Source organism: Nostoc sp. (assembly GCF_036917935.1).
Taxonomy (GTDB): domain Bacteria; phylum Cyanobacteriota; class Cyanobacteriia; order Cyanobacteriales; family Nostocaceae; genus Nostoc.
Map to the genome: position 1 here is coordinate 1 of NZ_JBALEL010000037.1, position 16,299 is coordinate 16,299.

Annotated in this window: 14 protein-coding genes, 1 pseudogene and 1 riboswitch; of the genes and pseudogenes, 11 read left to right on the forward strand and 4 right to left on the reverse strand. The window is 42.3% G+C overall.

Going from position 1 to position 16,299, the window contains the following annotated elements; genetic code table 11:
• Positions 1–688: 688 nt before the first annotated feature.
• From V7K62_RS15150 to V7K62_RS15180, 7 genes are all read left to right on the forward strand, one after another.
• Entirely contained in the window at positions 689–1,423 is a 735-nt protein-coding gene (locus tag V7K62_RS15150) for an SGNH/GDSL hydrolase family protein (RefSeq protein ID WP_334866003.1), read from the forward strand.
• A gap of 229 nt (positions 1,424–1,652) precedes the next feature.
• Complete coding sequence (locus V7K62_RS15155; RefSeq protein WP_334865266.1) at positions 1,653–2,348, forward strand: HupE/UreJ family protein; 696 nt, start codon at positions 1,653–1,655, stop codon at positions 2,346–2,348.
• A gap of 156 nt (positions 2,349–2,504) precedes the next feature.
• On the forward strand, positions 2,505–3,068 hold the full coding sequence (locus tag V7K62_RS15160) for a hypothetical protein (RefSeq protein ID WP_334865268.1): 564 nt from the start codon (positions 2,505–2,507) through the stop codon (positions 3,066–3,068).
• Positions 3,069–3,121: 53 nt separating this feature from the next.
• The gene (locus V7K62_RS15165) at positions 3,122–3,499 is read left to right on the forward strand and encodes a DUF2358 domain-containing protein (RefSeq protein WP_334865270.1); all 378 of its coding nucleotides are present in this window, start codon (positions 3,122–3,124) and stop codon (positions 3,497–3,499) included.
• A gap of 687 nt (positions 3,500–4,186) precedes the next feature.
• Entirely contained in the window at positions 4,187–4,468 is a 282-nt protein-coding gene (locus tag V7K62_RS15170) for a hypothetical protein (RefSeq protein WP_334865272.1), read from the forward strand.
• Positions 4,469–4,572: 104 nt separating this feature from the next.
• On the forward strand, positions 4,573–5,760 hold the full coding sequence (locus V7K62_RS15175) for a TRC40/GET3/ArsA family transport-energizing ATPase (protein WP_334865274.1): 1,188 nt from the start codon (positions 4,573–4,575) through the stop codon (positions 5,758–5,760).
• Positions 5,761–6,015: 255 nt separating this feature from the next.
• A complete protein-coding gene (locus V7K62_RS15180; protein WP_334865276.1) occupies positions 6,016–9,327 on the forward strand; it encodes a GAF domain-containing protein in 3,312 nt (1,103 codons plus the stop codon).
• A gap of 440 nt (positions 9,328–9,767) precedes the next feature.
• On the opposite strand, the gene dnaN is transcribed toward V7K62_RS15180, so the two are convergent.
• From dnaN to V7K62_RS15190, 3 genes and pseudogenes are all read right to left on the reverse strand, one after another.
• Positions 9,768–10,931, reverse strand: coding sequence for a DNA polymerase III subunit beta (gene dnaN, locus V7K62_RS15185; RefSeq protein WP_334865278.1), 1,164 nt, complete (start codon positions 10,929–10,931; stop codon positions 9,768–9,770).
• 69 nt (positions 10,932–11,000) lie between these two features.
• Positions 11,001–11,087 (reverse strand): annotated as a pseudogene (locus tag V7K62_RS31565) (VapC toxin family PIN domain ribonuclease); the annotation flags it as partial.
• Between the two features lie 160 nt (positions 11,088–11,247).
• A riboswitch (cobalamin riboswitch) is annotated at positions 11,248–11,390 on the forward strand.
• Positions 11,391–11,516: 126 nt separating this feature from the next.
• A complete protein-coding gene (locus V7K62_RS15190) occupies positions 11,517–11,678 on the reverse strand; it encodes a hypothetical protein (protein WP_334865280.1) in 162 nt (53 codons plus the stop codon).
• Between the two features lie 85 nt (positions 11,679–11,763).
• Between V7K62_RS15190 and V7K62_RS15195 the strand changes: the two genes are divergently transcribed.
• From V7K62_RS15195 to chrA, 4 genes are all read left to right on the forward strand, one after another.
• Positions 11,764–12,018 (forward strand): hypothetical protein, encoded by a 255-nt coding sequence (locus tag V7K62_RS15195; protein WP_334865281.1) that lies wholly within the window; start codon positions 11,764–11,766, stop codon positions 12,016–12,018.
• Between the two features lie 22 nt (positions 12,019–12,040).
• Positions 12,041–13,042 (forward strand): methyltransferase domain-containing protein, encoded by a 1,002-nt coding sequence (locus V7K62_RS15200; RefSeq protein WP_334865283.1) that lies wholly within the window; start codon positions 12,041–12,043, stop codon positions 13,040–13,042.
• Positions 13,043–13,191: 149 nt separating this feature from the next.
• Positions 13,192–13,332, forward strand: a complete 141-nt coding sequence (locus tag V7K62_RS31570; RefSeq protein ID WP_442937287.1) for a GTP-binding protein — start codon at positions 13,192–13,194, stop codon at positions 13,330–13,332.
• A gap of 131 nt (positions 13,333–13,463) precedes the next feature.
• Positions 13,464–14,675 carry a chromate efflux transporter gene (gene chrA / locus V7K62_RS15210; RefSeq protein WP_334865285.1) on the forward strand — a complete coding sequence of 404 codons (1,212 nt, stop codon included), beginning with the start codon at positions 13,464–13,466 and terminating at the stop codon, positions 14,673–14,675.
• 304 nt (positions 14,676–14,979) lie between these two features.
• Here chrA and V7K62_RS15215 read toward each other — a convergent pair whose 3' ends face one another.
• A complete protein-coding gene (locus V7K62_RS15215) occupies positions 14,980–16,287 on the reverse strand; it encodes a CO2 hydration protein (protein ID WP_334865287.1) in 1,308 nt (435 codons plus the stop codon).
• Between the last annotated feature and the right edge of the window lie 12 nt (positions 16,288–16,299).

Consider the following 16,299-nt stretch of genomic DNA (forward strand, 5'->3'; position numbering starts at 1 on the left):
GTCTTTTTCTTAATACAGTTCAGTTAAGAAAAGTTTTAGGTTGGGTAAAATTTGCAATCTCTTGGGAAAAACTTTCATATACTAATCAAGAGTCTCAGAGGATGTTTGAAAAGTATTTGGCTGTGATTTTAGGCACTTTGATCCCCCCTTTCCCCCCTTAAAAAGGGGGGATCAAAGTCCCCCAATTTATCGGGGGATTTAGTAGTCTTTTTCTTAATACAGTTCAGTTAAGAAAAGTTTTAGGTTGGGTAAAATTTGCAATCTCTTGGGAAAAACTTTCATATACTAATCAAGAGTCTGAGAGGATGTTTGAAAAGTATTTGGCTGTGATCTTAGGCACTTTGATCCCCCCTAACCCACGCCAGTCGCTCCACTTGGGGAGACCCCAGACGCTCGATGGCTCGCTACCGCTGCGCTATCGCTTTTAGCGTCTCCCCTTGGGAGAAGACCGCGCTGGCTCCCCTTAAAAAGGGGGGAACCGGAATCAAAGTCCCCCTTAAAAAGGGGGATTTAGGGGGATCTAAAATGTTTTGATACCGACAAGAGGACTTTTCAAACAACCTCTGAACTATTTCCGAAAAAAGCTCGTCCAATAATAAGTTATACTACAAACATTTCCGGGATGATGAGCAATACCAAGATAGTATATGTATGTTTATTCCTCTTTCTGATAATTGTCTTGTTCAAGATGTTAGGAAGGCAGATTCAAACAAATTCATTCTCCTTAGCTGAACAGCAGGTAATCAGAGTTTTATTTATTGGCAACAGCTATACATATTTCAACGATCTTCCTTGGTTGACACAACAGTTGGCTGCCTCGGCGAAAGAATCTAAAACGTTGGAAACTGAAATGGTTGTGATTGGTGGAGCTACACTTAAAAGCCACTGGAAACGTGGTGAAGCACTGAAGCTTTTGAAAGCGAAACGCTGGGATTACGTAGTATTGCAAGAGCAAAGTACTTTACCAATTACCAATCCCCAGGAAATGTACAAGTACGCTAGTCTGTTTGATGCCGAGATTAAGCGAGTTAATTCCCAAACAGTGTTCTACTTGACTTGGGCAAAGCAAAATCAACCAGAAACGCAACAGATATTGACTGATTCTTACATGAGCATTGCTAAAGAACTAAAAGCTAAAATTGCACCTGTGGGAACTGCTTGGCAAAAAATTCCGGAAGCGAATCTGAAATTAAACCTTTACAGTTCCGATCAAAGCCATCCGAGTCCGATTGGATCGTATGTAGCAGCATGTGTATTCTATACAACATTTTACCAGAATAGTCCCGTAGGCTTGAGTCGTCGGATATATAGTAGCGATTCTAGTAAGCCAGAAGAAAGTAACAGAATTGAGTTGGAAAGTTTAAGTGAAACAGATGCCCAAATGATTCAACAATTAGTTGAGTACATCGTCAAAAAGATATAGGAATAGCCTGTTGTGTGGTTCAAAAGATAAGAGAAAGTTTTTAGCCTTAACTGCATTCAGACTTTTGGCTGTATTTTGTTGAGAATCTTTAGTCGCACCTTTAACTTTGAAATCAACTTGGCTTTACATAACTTAATGAAGCTAGTGTAATCTGGCATCATTACTACGTTAGTTTTTTGGGGTAGGTGGGTAGTATAAATTACCTAAAAAACTAATTTGGCATATAGCGATGTTCAAGACTAAATTATCAGAATCGCGTGCTTGGGGGGAACTTAATACCTCAAAGTTCATGGCTCGCCATATTGGGGCGATCGCAGCTTTAATTTTAATTAGCTTACTGAGTTCATTGAGTGGTACACCATTTGACCATAGCATCTCTAACGCCTGGTCAGCCTTTGTTTGGGGATTGGCAGATCCAGTAATTAGCTTGAATTGTTTAGTTGGTATTGTTGCAATTGGCTTACTCTCATCTGTGTTTATTCGTGGCGCTGCGATCGCTGGATGTTTTATCTTCGCAACAGTTTTGGGCATTACAATTCATTTATTGCAGCTAAATTTACCAGGCACAGAAATAGCGATGCCTTCGGCGGGCGCAGCCATCGCCATTTCTACCATTGTTTTTGGTACTATGCTGATGATGCCAAATCAACTAAACTTTCTGGTGCTTGCTCTGGTGGGCATCAGTGCCGGTTTATTTCAGGGTTACGCGAATGCTGAATCTATTATTGGGGCAGGAATGATATCAGTAGCTGCCTATATACTAGGTATTACCTTAACTCTGTTTGCAGTTGCCATGAGTGCCAGAGAAATTGGTGTTGCAATCGGTATGGGAGAGATCAACCGGACTTTACCCTGGAAAATGAGCCTTGCTGGTTTCGCTTTGTGTGCGATCGGTATCGTGTTTTTGAGCAATTCGCTTATTTAAATCAGATATTTCAATTTAGTGGAATACATTCATTCGTGGGGGCGTACACCTAGCTGTGCGCCCCCATTACGTGTTCACACTAGACAAGCAAGCGCTCTAGTGAATAAGTTGATGCACCTCTGCGCTAATCTAGAGACTATATATAAATAAAGGGTTATGACACCTGAAGAAATTGCGGGTACGCTCACAGAATTATTTGGCACATCGGTTGTTGGTGCAATCGCTCCTGGATCGTGGCAAGTAGACACTTCTACTTTTAGACTGTTAGTCCTGCTTTCCGAAGATAATATTTGGCTGCGAGTTTTACTGCCTATTCTCCCCATCCAACAAGCCCAACCATTTTTAGAACAGTTTCTAGAAGCCAACTTCGATGACACTCAAGAAGTACGTTACGCTTTGTATGAAGGGGTAATTTGGGGAGTCTTTCAACATCACAGTGGTACTTTAGTGAGTGCAGATTTGTCCAATGCAATCAACCGACTTGTATCTCTCCATCAGTCGGGATTAGATAATGTCTTTAATCGACTAATTGAAAGCCGCATCCGGCAAATTATTCAGGCAGCAAAACAGCAAGGACAATCTCTGCAAGCTACGATGCAAAGCTTAGAACGCTTTTACGCCGAAGGCATGATGGGCGAAATAAATCAAACTTCCCAAGGGCGAGAAGAAGTCCTAACTGCTTGGCGGCGTCAGTTAGAACGTTTATGGAATGAGGGTTAATTTCAATTTTTCAGTTTTCATATTAAACCAATTTACAGATATATTTATCTATCATGGATATCATTGAAATCCTCAAAGAAGACTATCAAAGATTCCCAGTCAATCAAACTTACAGCATTTATGCCCCAGAGGTTTATTTTCAAGATCCGCTGAATAAATTTCGGGGTGTTAAACGTTACAAAGAAATGATTAATTTTATCCAAACTTGGTTTTTAAATCCCAAGATGGACTTACATAATATTCAACGTTTAGGAGACACAATAAAAACTGATTGGACACTCAGTTGGAATACTCCTCTCCCCTGGAAACCACGGATCTCTATTCCCGGTTGGAGTGAATTAGGTCTTAACTCTGATGGTTTGATTGTCTCCCATGTCGATTATTGGAACTGTTCACGCCTAGATGTGGTGAAGCAGCATTTTTTCTCTTGAAAAAGTCGATGATTAAAATAATATAATTACCGTCAAAATCTTCATAGTTTGTAGTGAGGACTTGGTTAAAGGCTCCCACCTTCACTACTTTTCAGTATATAGCGGTTCTCAGTTGAGTGAGGTACAAGAACCCCACCCCCAACCCCCTCCCCGCTCTTCGAGAGGGGACTATGATGTACCGCATATGAATGGGAAACGCTATATTGGCGCAGCTATAGATGAGATGAGTTCACCTACAGATGAGCAAATAGCACTGATTCGGCTAACGCTGGAAGGTAGGAAAATGAGTTAAGTAGGTAGGCACAAATAAACCTAACTATGTAACGAAAAGTAAAAGCGGTGAAAACCTTGCGATTGCTTGTCTACGACACGCTACGCGAACACTCCACTTCGTTACGTACCCTGCGGGAACGCGAAGGGCGAACGCAATGACATAGTTATAAATTTTCTCACCTACCTACTTACCCCGATAGATTTGAACAAGAAAAGCTGTTGAACTTGCACAAAGCTAAGATGCTTGTTGAGCAAGCTTTTGCCATGTTGAGCCAGTAAACAGCCCCGATCGCAATTTTCAGGTAATTAAACCATAATGCAGGGTAGCACAACTGTGCTGCCCTACGGGGGATTGAAACAAAATCCCTCAATACTTTAGAGTGAATATAAACTCAACTCCAAAGCGCGATCGCAATGACTGATAAAGAACTCAAACATCTAATTGAGAGTAACGCTAAAACAGTCCAAGCTATGTTAGATGAAATGGCGGAAGCACGTCAGGAACGCCAAGAACTCCGAGAAGGAATGCTCCAAATCCAGAATGCAGTAGCACAATTAGCAAATATCCAAGAGAGAATAACCAGTTTACTCATTTCTCTTGATGGCGATCGCCCCACAATTCTCAAAAAACTCTCAGCACTAGAAACTAAGCTCGATCGGTTATTGCAGCAAAACTCAACAGATGAGTTAGTTTAAATACTCATAATAGTGCCTAGACGTGTTGAAACGACATTTATTTTCCTTAAACAGTCGATAATGTAAATAAATGTAAAAAATCCTCAAGCAGGACAGAAACATCTATGCGTGTAATTTTAATGACCGGTAAAGGCGGCGTGGGTAAAACTTCCGTCGCTGCTGCAACTGGACTCCGTTGTGCGGAACTAGGCTATCAAACATTGGTTTTAAGTACAGATCCCGCCCACTCTCTGGCAGACAGTTTTGACATGGAACTGGGACATGCACCCCAAAAAATTCGCCCAAATTTGTGGGGTGCTGAACTGGATGCGCTGCAAGAACTGGAGGGAAACTGGGGTGCTGTGAAACGTTATATTACCCAAGTTTTACAGGCAAGGGGTTTAGACGGGATACAGGCGGAAGAATTGGCAATTTTACCAGGCATGGATGAGATTTTTGGCTTGGTAAGGATGAAACGCCATTACGATGAAGGTGAGTTTGATGTCTTAATTATCGACTCAGCCCCCACTGGCACAGCACTCCGCTTGCTGAGTTTACCTGAAGTCGGTGGCTGGTATATGCGCCGTTTTTACAAACCATTTCAAAACATCTCGGTGGCACTTCGACCCCTGGTTGAACCTTTTTTTAGACCAATTGCTGGTTTTTCGCTCCCTGATAAAGAGGTGATGGATGCACCTTATGAGTTTTATGAACAAATTGAAGCTCTGGAAAAAGTATTAACAGACAATACTCAAACCTCAGTGCGTCTGGTAACAAATCCCGAAAAGATGGTGATTAAGGAGTCTCTCCGTGCCCATGCTTATCTAAGTTTGTATAATGTTGCAACAGATTTAGTCGTGGCGAATCGGATTATTCCTAGCGTTGTCCAAGACCCATTTTTCCAACGTTGGAAGGAAAGTCAGGAGCAATATCGCCAAGAAATTCATGATAATTTTCACCCTCTACCTGTGAAAGAAGTTCCCCTATTTTCTGAAGAAATGTGTGGATTAGCTTCATTAGAACGCCTGAAGGAAACTCTTTATAAAGATGAAGATCCAACTCAGGTTTATTACAAAGAAACAACTCTGAGAGTAGTGCAAGAGGAAAACCAATACAGTTTAGAACTTTACTTACCTGGTATTCCTAAAGACCAAGTTCAACTAAGTAAAACTGGAGACGAATTAAACATTACTATTGGCAACCATCGTCGTAACTTAGTTTTGCCACAAGCCTTAGCAGCACTACAACCAGCAGGGGCAAAAATGGAAGATGACTATCTGAAAATCCGCTTTGCTGACAATACAATAGTTTAATTTGGTTGAACCTTCCTCTGTCAACAAAAAGTTAAAACTAAAAAGCAAGAATTTTCTCTTGTAGCTAGTACAGACGCAATTATTTTAGCGTCTGTTTTTATGATTTTTTGGTGAATTTTTATAAAAGCTAAATAAATATTTTTACTAGTAATTTGACCGTAGTTTTACTGAAGACAAATTGATAAAAAAAACCTCAAAATGTCTTTAGATTTACTATGTCAGTTTTCAAATTATTAATTTATTTTGCTATAAGCAATGACCTCCAATCCTGAACAAGATTTGCCCTTATGTCGCCATGAAGAAAGTTTACTACGCCGCATTACAAACCGTATTCGACGAAGCTTAGAGTTGGAAGAAATTATCACAGTGACAACGGCAGAGGTGCGATCGCTACTAAAAACTGACCGAGTGATGATTTACAAATTTCATCCCGATGGTAGTGGTCAAGTGATTGCTGAGTCAATTTACAACAATCGTTTACCGTCGCTACTGGGGCTAAATTTTCCCTGCGATGACATTCCACTCACCGCCCGTGAACTATTTATCAAATCACGGGTGCGTTCTGTTGTGAATCTTGATACTAAAGAGATTGGTCAAATTCACCTGCGTGACTTGGATAATGGAGAAACTATCTCAGAAGAGATCCGTTACCGCCCTGTAGACCCCTGTCATATTGAATATTTGACAGCAATGGGGGTAAAGTCCTCTGTAGTAGCGCCTATTCTCTATCAAGATGAACTCTGGGGGCTGCTAGTCTCTCATAATTCGGAAGCGCGTTTAATTTCAGAATATGAACTAGAAGCAATACAAATAGTAGTCGAGCAGCTGTCAATGGCGATCGCTCAAAGTATCCTTCTGACTCAAGTTCGCAAAACAGCCGAACGGGAAGCGATCGTTAACCGCATTGCTACCTTACTACATTCACTACCCACGATTATATTACAGCCAGCCCTAGAAGCGGCTGTTACTGCCTTTGATGGTGTTGGTGGTAGGCTTTGCATTAGAAATGAAGCTTTTGATTTGCACAATGGCAACGTGACCAGCTTAACAGAATGCTTAATACCAGGAAATACTTGTATTAAGCTTTATATCTGTGGACAGCAACCTGTGATGCCAAAACAAACTATATATCCACTCATAGAGCAGTATAGTATCTGGCAAGAACACTACAAGTCTAGTAACTACGATGTTTGGGCGATTTCAGATATATATAACACTCCTGGCTTGCGAAGTTTGCAAGTTGCTTTTCAACCAACTAAAATTCGCAGCATATTGATGATCCCACTCCAGTATCGTCAGCAGTTGCTGGGCTACTTAAGTATTTTCCGCAATGAGGTAAATACAGAAACTCTATGGGCGGGACAGCATGACAGCGATCAAAGACAACTGTACCCCCGGCGATCCTTTGAGGTTTGGCGCGAATCTAAACAAGCACAAGCTCAAAAATGGACGGTTGAAGAGATTGAACTGGCTAGAAATCTCGGTAAACACTTTGCTTCAGCAATTCAGCAGTATGAATTGTACCAACAAGTACAAGTCTTCAATGAAAATTTAGAAAAACAAGTTAAAAGACGCACCGTTGAGTTACAACGGACATCTGAACAAGAACAGGCTGTGTTTAAAGTTATTGCTGAGATTCGGGAATCTCTGGACACAGATACGATTTTTCAGACCACAACTAAAGAAGTTTGTCAATTAATCAAAGCCGATCGCGTTTCTGTTTATCGTTTCGATTCTAATTGGGGTGGTGAATTTGTCGGGGATTTCGAGGCTGCTAGTCCATACTGGTCGAATGAGTCCGAGCTAGGTATTAATACAATTTGGAATGACACCTATTTACAAGATACAGAGGGAGGACGTTACCGCAACAATGAAACCTTTGCAGTCGATGACATCTACAAGATGGGGTTTGCTCAGTGTCATATCGACAATCTAGAGCAGTTTCAAATTTATGCTTTTGTGCTTGCTCCGATTTTTGTTGGGCAAAAACTTTGGGGTTTACTAGCAACTTATCAACACACTGGCCCTCGGCAATGGAAAGTTTCTGAAGTTAACTTTCTCAGTCAGATTGCGGCTCAAATGGGGGTAGCGCTCCAGCAAGCTGATTTACTCACTCAGACACGAGAACAGGCGTTAGATTTGCAACAAGCAGCAGAACAACAACGGGTATTGTTTGAAGTTGTTGCCAAAGTTAGGGAATCTCTGAACCTAGACGCGATTTTTCAGACAACCACCCAAGAAATCTGCAAATCACTAGAAATGGATCGAGTTGCAGTCTACCAGTTCCAGGCTGATTGGAGTGGTGAATATATCGCCGAATTTGTAGGTGATGGCTGGGTAAAAGTAGTAGGTTCAGATATCAAGACGGTTTGGGAAGATAGCTATTTGCAGCAAACCCAAGGTGGGCGATATCGTCACAATGAAACCTTTGTAGTCGATGACATCTATCAAGCTGGTCACTCTCAATGCCATGTTATGGCTCTAGAGCAAATTCAGGCAAGGGGTTATGCGATCGCACCTATATTTATCGGGCAACAGCTATGGGGCTTACTAGCAGCTTATCAGAATTCTGCACCCCGCCATTGGGAAACTTCGGAAATTAAGTTCATCACTCAAATTGCTAATCAGCTTGGGGTTGCACTCCAACAAGCCCAATTACATAATCAAACCAAAGAGCAGACAGAAAAATTGGCTCTAGCTTTGCATGATTTACAGCAAACTCAAAGCCAACTGATCCAAACTGAGAAAATGTCCTCACTAGGTCAACTCGTAGCTGGTGTTGCCCACGAAATTAATAACCCGGTAAACTTCATTTATGGCAACATCAATCATGTCAACGATTACGCCGAAGATTTACTCAGTATACTAGACCTGTATTTGCAAAATACCCCCAACCCTAGCCCTGAGATTCGCGATCGCGCATTCGAGATAGACTTAGAATTTATCATAGAGGATTTGCCCAAAACTTTATCTTCCATGAAAATTGGGGTTGATCGCATCCGGCAGATTGTCTTGGGTTTACGGAATTTCTCTCGCCTTGACGAGGCAGAAAAAAAGCCAGTTGATATTCATGAGGGCATTGATAGCACTTTGCTAATTTTGCAGCATCGCTTGAAAGCAAAACCAGAAAGTCCGGCGATTAAATTAGTCAAAGAATATAGTAACCTTCCTTTAGTAGAGTGCTATGCCGGGCCACTAAATCAGGTATTTATGAATGTTTTAAGCAATGCGATCGATGCTTTAGAAGATTACACAGAATCTCAATCAAAACCTCATAGCAGTCAAATTACTATTCGTACTGCTCTTGGAGAACTTGAAGGCAATATCAAGAGCGTAGTAATTCGCATAAGAGACAATGGCCCAGGAATACCCGAATCCCTGAAAGAAAGAATCTGCGATCCATTTTTCACAACTAAGCCAGTGGGAAAAGGCACTGGCTTGGGGTTGTCAATTAGTTACCAGATTGTCGTAGATAAACACGGTGGTGTGTTGAGATGTGATTCTCAGCCGGGGTTAGGTACAGAATTTTGGATTGAAATTCCGATTAAACAAATCACCAAATCATAAAAACGAAAAAATAAACTCGTGTAGCAACTGTTTTAGAGGATGTTTGAAAAGTCATGATTGATGTATCAAATATTTTTTTACCCCACCCTAACCCTCCCCTTATAAAGGGGAGGGAACCGAATTTTTCTTGTTTCCACCCTTTATAAGAGGACGTTTGAAAAGTCCTCTTGTTGGTATCAAAAGTTCTAGATCCCTCTAAATCCCCCGATAAATTGGGGGACTTTGATTCCGGTTTCCCCCTTTTTAAGGGGAGCCAGCGCGGTCTTGGGGTCTCCCCAAGTGGAGCGACTGGCGTGGGTTAGGGGGGATCTAAAAGTGCCTCAAGTCACACCAAAACACTTTTCAAACATCCTCTAAGGGGAGATTAAGGGGGGTAACAATTCGATTAAAATCACAACATATCACTTTTCAAACAACCTCTTAAAAGTCGCTACATTTTTTTAACTTCTAAGTTGCACAGGCATCGCTAAATAGGTCATTTTCAAACCGCCCAATGGTGTAAAAATTACTGGAGTCAGGCTTTGATTTAAATGCATTTGAATTTCGGAAGATGGTAACTCTTTCAAGCCTTCCATCAAATATTTAATGTTAAAGGCAATCTCTATATTCTCCCCAGAAATTTGTGCTGGCATTGACTCTCTACCACTGCCCACATCTTGAGCTTCACATGATAAGGTAATTTCTTGAGCTTCACTGTCAATACTAACCTTGACAATATTATTTTTTTGATCGGCTAACACAGCAATCCGCTCCAAAGTGCTGACAAATTGTCGCCGTTCAATTGTCACTTGTCGCTCAAATTGGCGCGGAATTAATTGTCGATAAGCAGGATATTGCCCTTCTAATGTGCGACTAGTCAAGCGTTGATTTTGCCATGCAAACACAACTTGACCTTGATCGAAATATAAAGCGACAGGTTCATCTGATGAGGCGCTATGAGCTAGCATTCGTTGGAGTTCGCGTAATGCTCTAGCTGGTACTGTCACTTCTAGTTGGGTAGTTCCACCTAAAGGGCGCTCGTTGCTAGTTTCTACTACTGCTAGGCGATGTCCGTCGGTAGCTGCAAATTCTAGGGTGTCTTGTTTAACTGTTAAATGCACACCAGTGAGTACTTGCTTGGTTTCATCAGCACTGGTAGCAAACAATGAACCGCGTAATCCCTCAATTAATGCGGTGGTGGTGAGATAGATTACTTCTGTATTTTCAATTACAGGGAGTTCAGGAAATTCTTCCGGCCCCATTGCTCGGACTTGGTAATGTCCACTCTTGGGTGTGAGTGTAACAATTAAACCTTCTCCACCGGATGTTGCACCTGTAAGGGCTGATTCATCGTCTAAAGTGATTTCGCCCTCTGGAAGACGAGAGGTGATGTCTACAAGTAATTTAGCAGGAAGTGCGATCGCGCCACTTTGCCATACCTCTGCGTTAAAACTGGTGCGGATTCCCAAGCTGAGATCGAAGGCTGTTAAGCTTACTTGGTTAGTTTCAGCATCCGCTTGTAACAGCACATTGGCAAGTACCGGATGAGTTGGTCGTGAAGGTACTGCACGACTAACGAGTGAGAGGTTTGTACTGAGATCGCTTTGGGAGCAAACTAATTTCATAAGTCAGATGCAGCAGGTGAAAGATATCCTAACATCCTTATGTTTATAGGCGATCGCTGACAAAGTTGCTTAAGGGTAAAAAACTCGTTTAAACGGTTGGTTACGATAGCGCCGATAAATATTAAAATCTTTATCCAGTGTGGCGATCGCAGCGAACCTCAGATATATTAATAAACTAAGCAAAACGATGTTAAAGTCTTTCTGTATATAGATTTTAGGTTCTTTTTTGGTTGTTTTTTGTCTAAGTCCCACTAACAAATGGTAGCTATTGCAACCAGTCAGTTTAAGTATGATTAAATTCATAATCATGCTATTATTAGACCAATATCAACTCGGTTCTGGTGGGAGTCAGCCATCAGACGCAAGGGGGAAAGTCCGGTGTAAATCCGGCGCTGTCCCGCAGCTGTAATCAAGGCTTGCCTTGTGAGTCAGAATGCCCGCCGAAGTTAACTTGTAAATTTTGTACATCTGCGAGGCACAGATAAGTATTTTTATGAAGATTTCTACAACTACTCAGCTTTACGTTCTCATAGCCCCACATATCAAGACGCTACAGATTACGACTTTCTATGAGAGGGTAAGCGATTAATTTCCGGTACAAGTTGTGTCTTTAGATGCAGCGATCGCGATCGCCACTCCAGATGAGAGTATCGCTTGCAAATAGTCACAGCAACAACGAAATGCTGTATTACCTAACAGGTGGAAGTTGTTAAAAAACAGGTAATAAATGGCGTGTATGACGTACATAGTCAGGTTCTATTACTGAACAAATACTTTCCCAATTACCCATATAAATTGCTAATTTACTAGATTAATACTTCGGTTAATCATCATGCCGAAATTCTATCTTCACCGAACTGGTCAGATTCCTACTGCTATTCATCCCTTTGTCAAACAAACGGCTCTCCTCCAAGATAAACACAAGCCCAGTCTACTTCAAGGAAAAATTATTCAAGATGTTCAAAACATGGCAATGTCGATGTATCGGATGATTTATATTGCAATCGCCTCCGTCGGGCGGTTACGACATCGCTCGTCTGATTCGGGACGAGCAGCAATGAGTAAACTGTTAGCTCGACTGAAATAGGCGTACAGGAGCGTTCAAAAAAATGTCAACTTTATTATATTCTATAATTGGTTTTCTTCTGCTTTTAGTAATTGGAATTGCGGCTTATTTGCTAACTGCCCGTAAGTATCAATCCTCAGCCACAGTCGCCAATTCCTACGATCAATGGACACTTGACGGCATCGTAGAGTTTTATTGGGGGGAACACATTCACCTTGGTCACTACGGTTCGCCACCGCGACGAAAGGATTTTTTGGCTGCTAAATCTGACTTTGTACATGAAATGGTTAAATGGGGTGGAATAGAAAAATTACCTCCTGGTACTACTGTCTTAGATGTTGGCTGTGGTATTGGCGGCAGCAGCCGGATTTTAGCGCGAGATTATGGGTTTGCTGTCACAGGGATTACCATCAGCCCACAGCAGGTAAAGCGTGCCCAGGAGTTGACACCCCAAGGGCTAAATGCCCAGTTTGCGGTCGATGATGCGATGGCATTGTCGTTTCCAGATGCCAGTTTTGATGTAGTCTGGTCAATCGAAGCAGGCCCCCACATGCCAGATAAAACCGTTTTTGCTAGAGAACTAATGCGGGTGCTAAAGCCTGGTGGGGTGTTGGTTGTAGCTGACTGGAATCAGAGGGATGACCGCCAAAAGCCGCTAAATTTTTGGGAGAAACCAGTAATGCGGCAACTTCTCGATCAGTGGTCTCATCCAGCTTTTTCCAGCATTGAGGGCTTTTCTGAGCTTTTAGCAGAGACTTCCTTAGTGGAAGGGGAGGTAATTACGGCAGACTGGACGGAACAAACCCTTCCTTCTTGGTTAGATTCCATCTGGCAAGGAGTGGCTCGACCAAAGGGATTGGTGTGTTTTGGTCTATCTGGTTTCATTAAATCTCTGCGTGAGATGCCGACGTTTTTGCTGATGCGTTTGGCGTTTGGTGCAGGGCTGTGCCGATTTGGAATGTTCCGCGCTGTGCGGGGGAACGGGAGTACAGAATTGATCGATAGAAACTTTGCCAACCAAAATCCCTCAAGTTGGGTTAGGTAGCTAATCTGACATAACTTTAACCAAGTACTGCTTTGTGTAAAATCGTGGGGAATTGAGGAACTGTTTGAAGATCAGCTGGCTTGTGCTGATCTAGTATTGCTGACTAAGAGCGATCGCGTTGATTTCCCGACCCAAGTTAGGGTGCAGGATTGGCTGAAACAGAACTTGTCACCTGGTGTAATCGATTTGACTACTTTTATGATCGTCCTTGGCAACCCCACGAACCCCGTCAAACACGATTAGTATTGATTGGACGAGAGCTTGAGCAGGTTCGCATTGAGTCAATTTAATTAATTATACTCTCATGAGAGTAATAAAAGAGCGCTAGTCCTATTTCTGTAGTTAGTGACGACTTGAGTTTAAACTGAGAACAACCGCACCTTAAGCAATTCCTAGTTGAAAAGTATATTGCCAAGCAAAAATGACTAACTCAGCAGCAAGTCGTTTGGGTGAACTCGCCAACCTATTTTTTAAACTGGGCGTCATCGGCTTTGGGGGCCCGGTTGCCCATATTGCCATGATTGAAGATGAAGTGGTTAAGCGGCGTCAGTGGTTGACAAGGGAGCATTTTCTAGATTTGCTGGGCGCAACTAACCTAATTCCTGGGCCAAATTCCACAGAAATGGCTATCCACATAGGATACATCTATGCAGGATGGCTGGGGCTGATTGTGTCAGGCGTCTGTTTTGTCTTACCTGCGGTTCTAATTACTGGTGGGTTTGCTTGGGTTTATGTTGCCTACGGTACTCTACCCCAAATCGCTCCCTTACTTTATGGCATTAAACCGGCTGTTTTAGCAATCATCATCAATGCACTCTGGGGCTTGGCAAAAAAGGCTGTGAAAACTCGCCAATTACTAGTGATTGCTTTCGCTGTGGCATTGCTGACATTGTTATTCAAATTAAATGAAGTAATTGCCCTATTAATTGGGGGATTGCTGGGTATGGTTTGGTTACATTCTGGCGAGAAAAACGACAAACCAAGAGATAAAGCCAACTTTCTGATTGCTAGTCTCACGACTTTGAAAGCATCAGCTGTAGTTGCTGCATCGGTAGCGGCTGCATCTACTGTAGCTAAGGTTTCTTTATGGCAGTTGGGCTGGTTTTTTTTGAAAGTCGGTAGTGTCTTGTTTGGTGGTGGCTACCTTTTGGTGGCTTTTCTGCAAGGGGGATTAGTTCAAGAATACGGCTGGCTGACACAACAGCAGTTATTAGATGCGATCGCAATTGGTCAATTTACCCCTGGGCCAGTACTTTCCACTGCTACGTTTATTGGTTATGTCATCGCTGGCATACCTGGCGCAATTGTTGCCACAATCGGAATTTTTCTACCTTCTTTTGTTTTCGTTGCTGCCCTAAATCCCCTAATCCCACGCTTACGAGCCTCTTCTTGGACTAGAGCATTTTTGGATGCTGTGAATGTTAGTGCTGTAGCGCTAATGGTTGTTACTACTGTGCAACTGGGGACAGCAACTTTAACATTACCACAAGCGCCATTTGTAGATTTTCTCGGCTTGGCGATCGCGATCGTCTCAGCCATTTTAGCTATTCACTTTCGCATCAATGCTGCATGGCTAGTCTTTGGTAGCGCTTTCATGGGATGGGGTGCTTCATTCTGGGGCTACACTCCATAAAATTACAAGTATTGTAGATTACTAGCAGCTATTAGCTTGACTTTAGACCTCACTTCCATTCCTCTCTCCTAGAATGAGAGAGGCTTTAAATCTTACTCCTCAACGCTAGTAGGGAAAGGACTGTTCTTAATTACAGCAGTTTTCTTTTGCATGAAGTACAAAGCTACAGGTTTTGAGGCAGGAGGACGTTCGGCGAGCGCTCAGTCGAGCCGCAGGAGGCAGTGATGTCCAGTTCAATCTGGTATAAAAGAATGTAGAGACGTAGTAGTGATACGTCTCTACAAAGGTTTTAGATGGAGATATCTTATCGATAATCTTGACTTTGAATGCTCCCTAAACGAGCAGCATCACGAATATTGTAGTCAGCACGGGTAAAGCGATTTAGCTGCATTTCAAAAAAATCTCGATTGGCTTGTAAATGCTTGGGATTTTCGTCATCTAAAGGATACAAAAGTGCAGTTCGCAAAGCTTGAATTACCGCAGAAGTGACACAGTACATTGAGCGTTGAAAACTAACTCCTAACTGAATCAACATATCTTCTTCACCCCGGCAATGTTGGCTGTAGTAATCAACAAGATATGGTGGCAAAAAATGCAACATATCTTGCATTAATAATGTCGGGGGAATGCCAGCAGTACCCACTGGAAATACATCAGCATAAAGAATACCATAGTGAAAGTCTTTCTGGTCTTCTGGCACTTGACGCGCTTGAGCATTATAAGATTTTGTTCCTCGGAAGGGTGCAGTGCGGTAGAAAACTGCTTCGACATAAGGTAATGCGGCTTCATATAGCCACATGAAACCCTGGGATTTGGGGACAATTTCGTAGCATTCACCACGAATATAAACGTGATGGTAAATGGGACGACCTGCGATCGCAAATATACCATTAACTAAGAAGCTCATTGCCTCTGGGACGCTGCTAATCGTACCTTCGTCGTAGCGGTCGGACATTTCAAAAAATACCGGGGCCATGACTTCCCAGAATAAGCCCAGATTAGCGTAGTATGACATCTGGCGGCACTGTTCCAAAAACAGATCGGGGAACAGCTTATAAAGTCCCAGCATGACTGGGTTTCCTTGGAAGTAAGCTTTAATTGCTCGGTCAGCGTTGGCTTTGTATTCGTCTGAATCGAGGTAAGGGTCAAATTGTCCACCCATGCCTCTGTGCCACAACATCGCCCGCATACAAGCTTCTGCAAATTCCATGTTAATGCGATCGTGGAACAAGTGATGCAATAACTTCGGCATTTTGAAAGTTTCACCTTTCTCAATAAATGCCAAAAGTTCTGGATGTGCAGTAGCTTCGCCGCGCCAAATTCGTAAATCGGCATCATCGCCAGCGTAATGATTATGCAGTTCTAAATACTCTTTCGGCAAGAAGTATTTAAAGAACGGTAACGGGTTTAAAAATTCGCGTTCGGCAATATAAAGTAGGTCACGCCAGTAGAAATCCATCGGCACAGCATAAGCTTTATATAAACCGATGATTTGCATCAAATTTTCTGGGGTATCGGGTAACATTGCACCGCCCGCTTCTAGGCGATGAATTACTTCGGCAAATTCGTGATTAGAAGGAGGTAATTTAATTGCTGTTTTAATTGCTGTCATGGTAATGGGGAA

What these genes read in the sequence shown, in the direction of transcription:
- V7K62_RS15150 (WP_334866003.1), top strand. Translation starts at nt 689, where the DNA reads ATGTTAGGAAGGCAGATTCAAACAAATTCATTCTCCTTAGCTGAACAG.
- V7K62_RS15155 (WP_334865266.1), top strand. Translation starts at nt 1,653, where the DNA reads ATGTTCAAGACTAAATTATCAGAATCGCGTGCTTGGGGGGAACTTAAT.
- V7K62_RS15160 (WP_334865268.1), top strand. Translation starts at nt 2,505, where the DNA reads ATGACACCTGAAGAAATTGCGGGTACGCTCACAGAATTATTTGGCACA.
- V7K62_RS15165 (WP_334865270.1), top strand. Translation starts at nt 3,122, where the DNA reads ATGGATATCATTGAAATCCTCAAAGAAGACTATCAAAGATTCCCAGTC.
- V7K62_RS15170 (WP_334865272.1), top strand. Translation starts at nt 4,187, where the DNA reads ATGACTGATAAAGAACTCAAACATCTAATTGAGAGTAACGCTAAAACA.
- V7K62_RS15175 (WP_334865274.1), top strand. Translation starts at nt 4,573, where the DNA reads ATGCGTGTAATTTTAATGACCGGTAAAGGCGGCGTGGGTAAAACTTCC.
- V7K62_RS15180 (WP_334865276.1), top strand. Translation starts at nt 6,016, where the DNA reads ATGACCTCCAATCCTGAACAAGATTTGCCCTTATGTCGCCATGAAGAA.
- dnaN (WP_334865278.1), bottom strand. Translation starts at nt 10,931, where the DNA reads ATGAAATTAGTTTGCTCCCAAAGCGATCTCAGTACAAACCTCTCACTC.
- V7K62_RS15190 (WP_334865280.1), bottom strand. Translation starts at nt 11,678, where the DNA reads ATGTACGTCATACACGCCATTTATTACCTGTTTTTTAACAACTTCCAC.
- V7K62_RS15195 (WP_334865281.1), top strand. Translation starts at nt 11,764, where the DNA reads ATGCCGAAATTCTATCTTCACCGAACTGGTCAGATTCCTACTGCTATT.
- V7K62_RS15200 (WP_334865283.1), top strand. Translation starts at nt 12,041, where the DNA reads ATGTCAACTTTATTATATTCTATAATTGGTTTTCTTCTGCTTTTAGTA.
- chrA (WP_334865285.1), top strand. Translation starts at nt 13,464, where the DNA reads ATGACTAACTCAGCAGCAAGTCGTTTGGGTGAACTCGCCAACCTATTT.
- V7K62_RS15215 (WP_334865287.1), bottom strand. Translation starts at nt 16,287, where the DNA reads ATGACAGCAATTAAAACAGCAATTAAATTACCTCCTTCTAATCACGAA.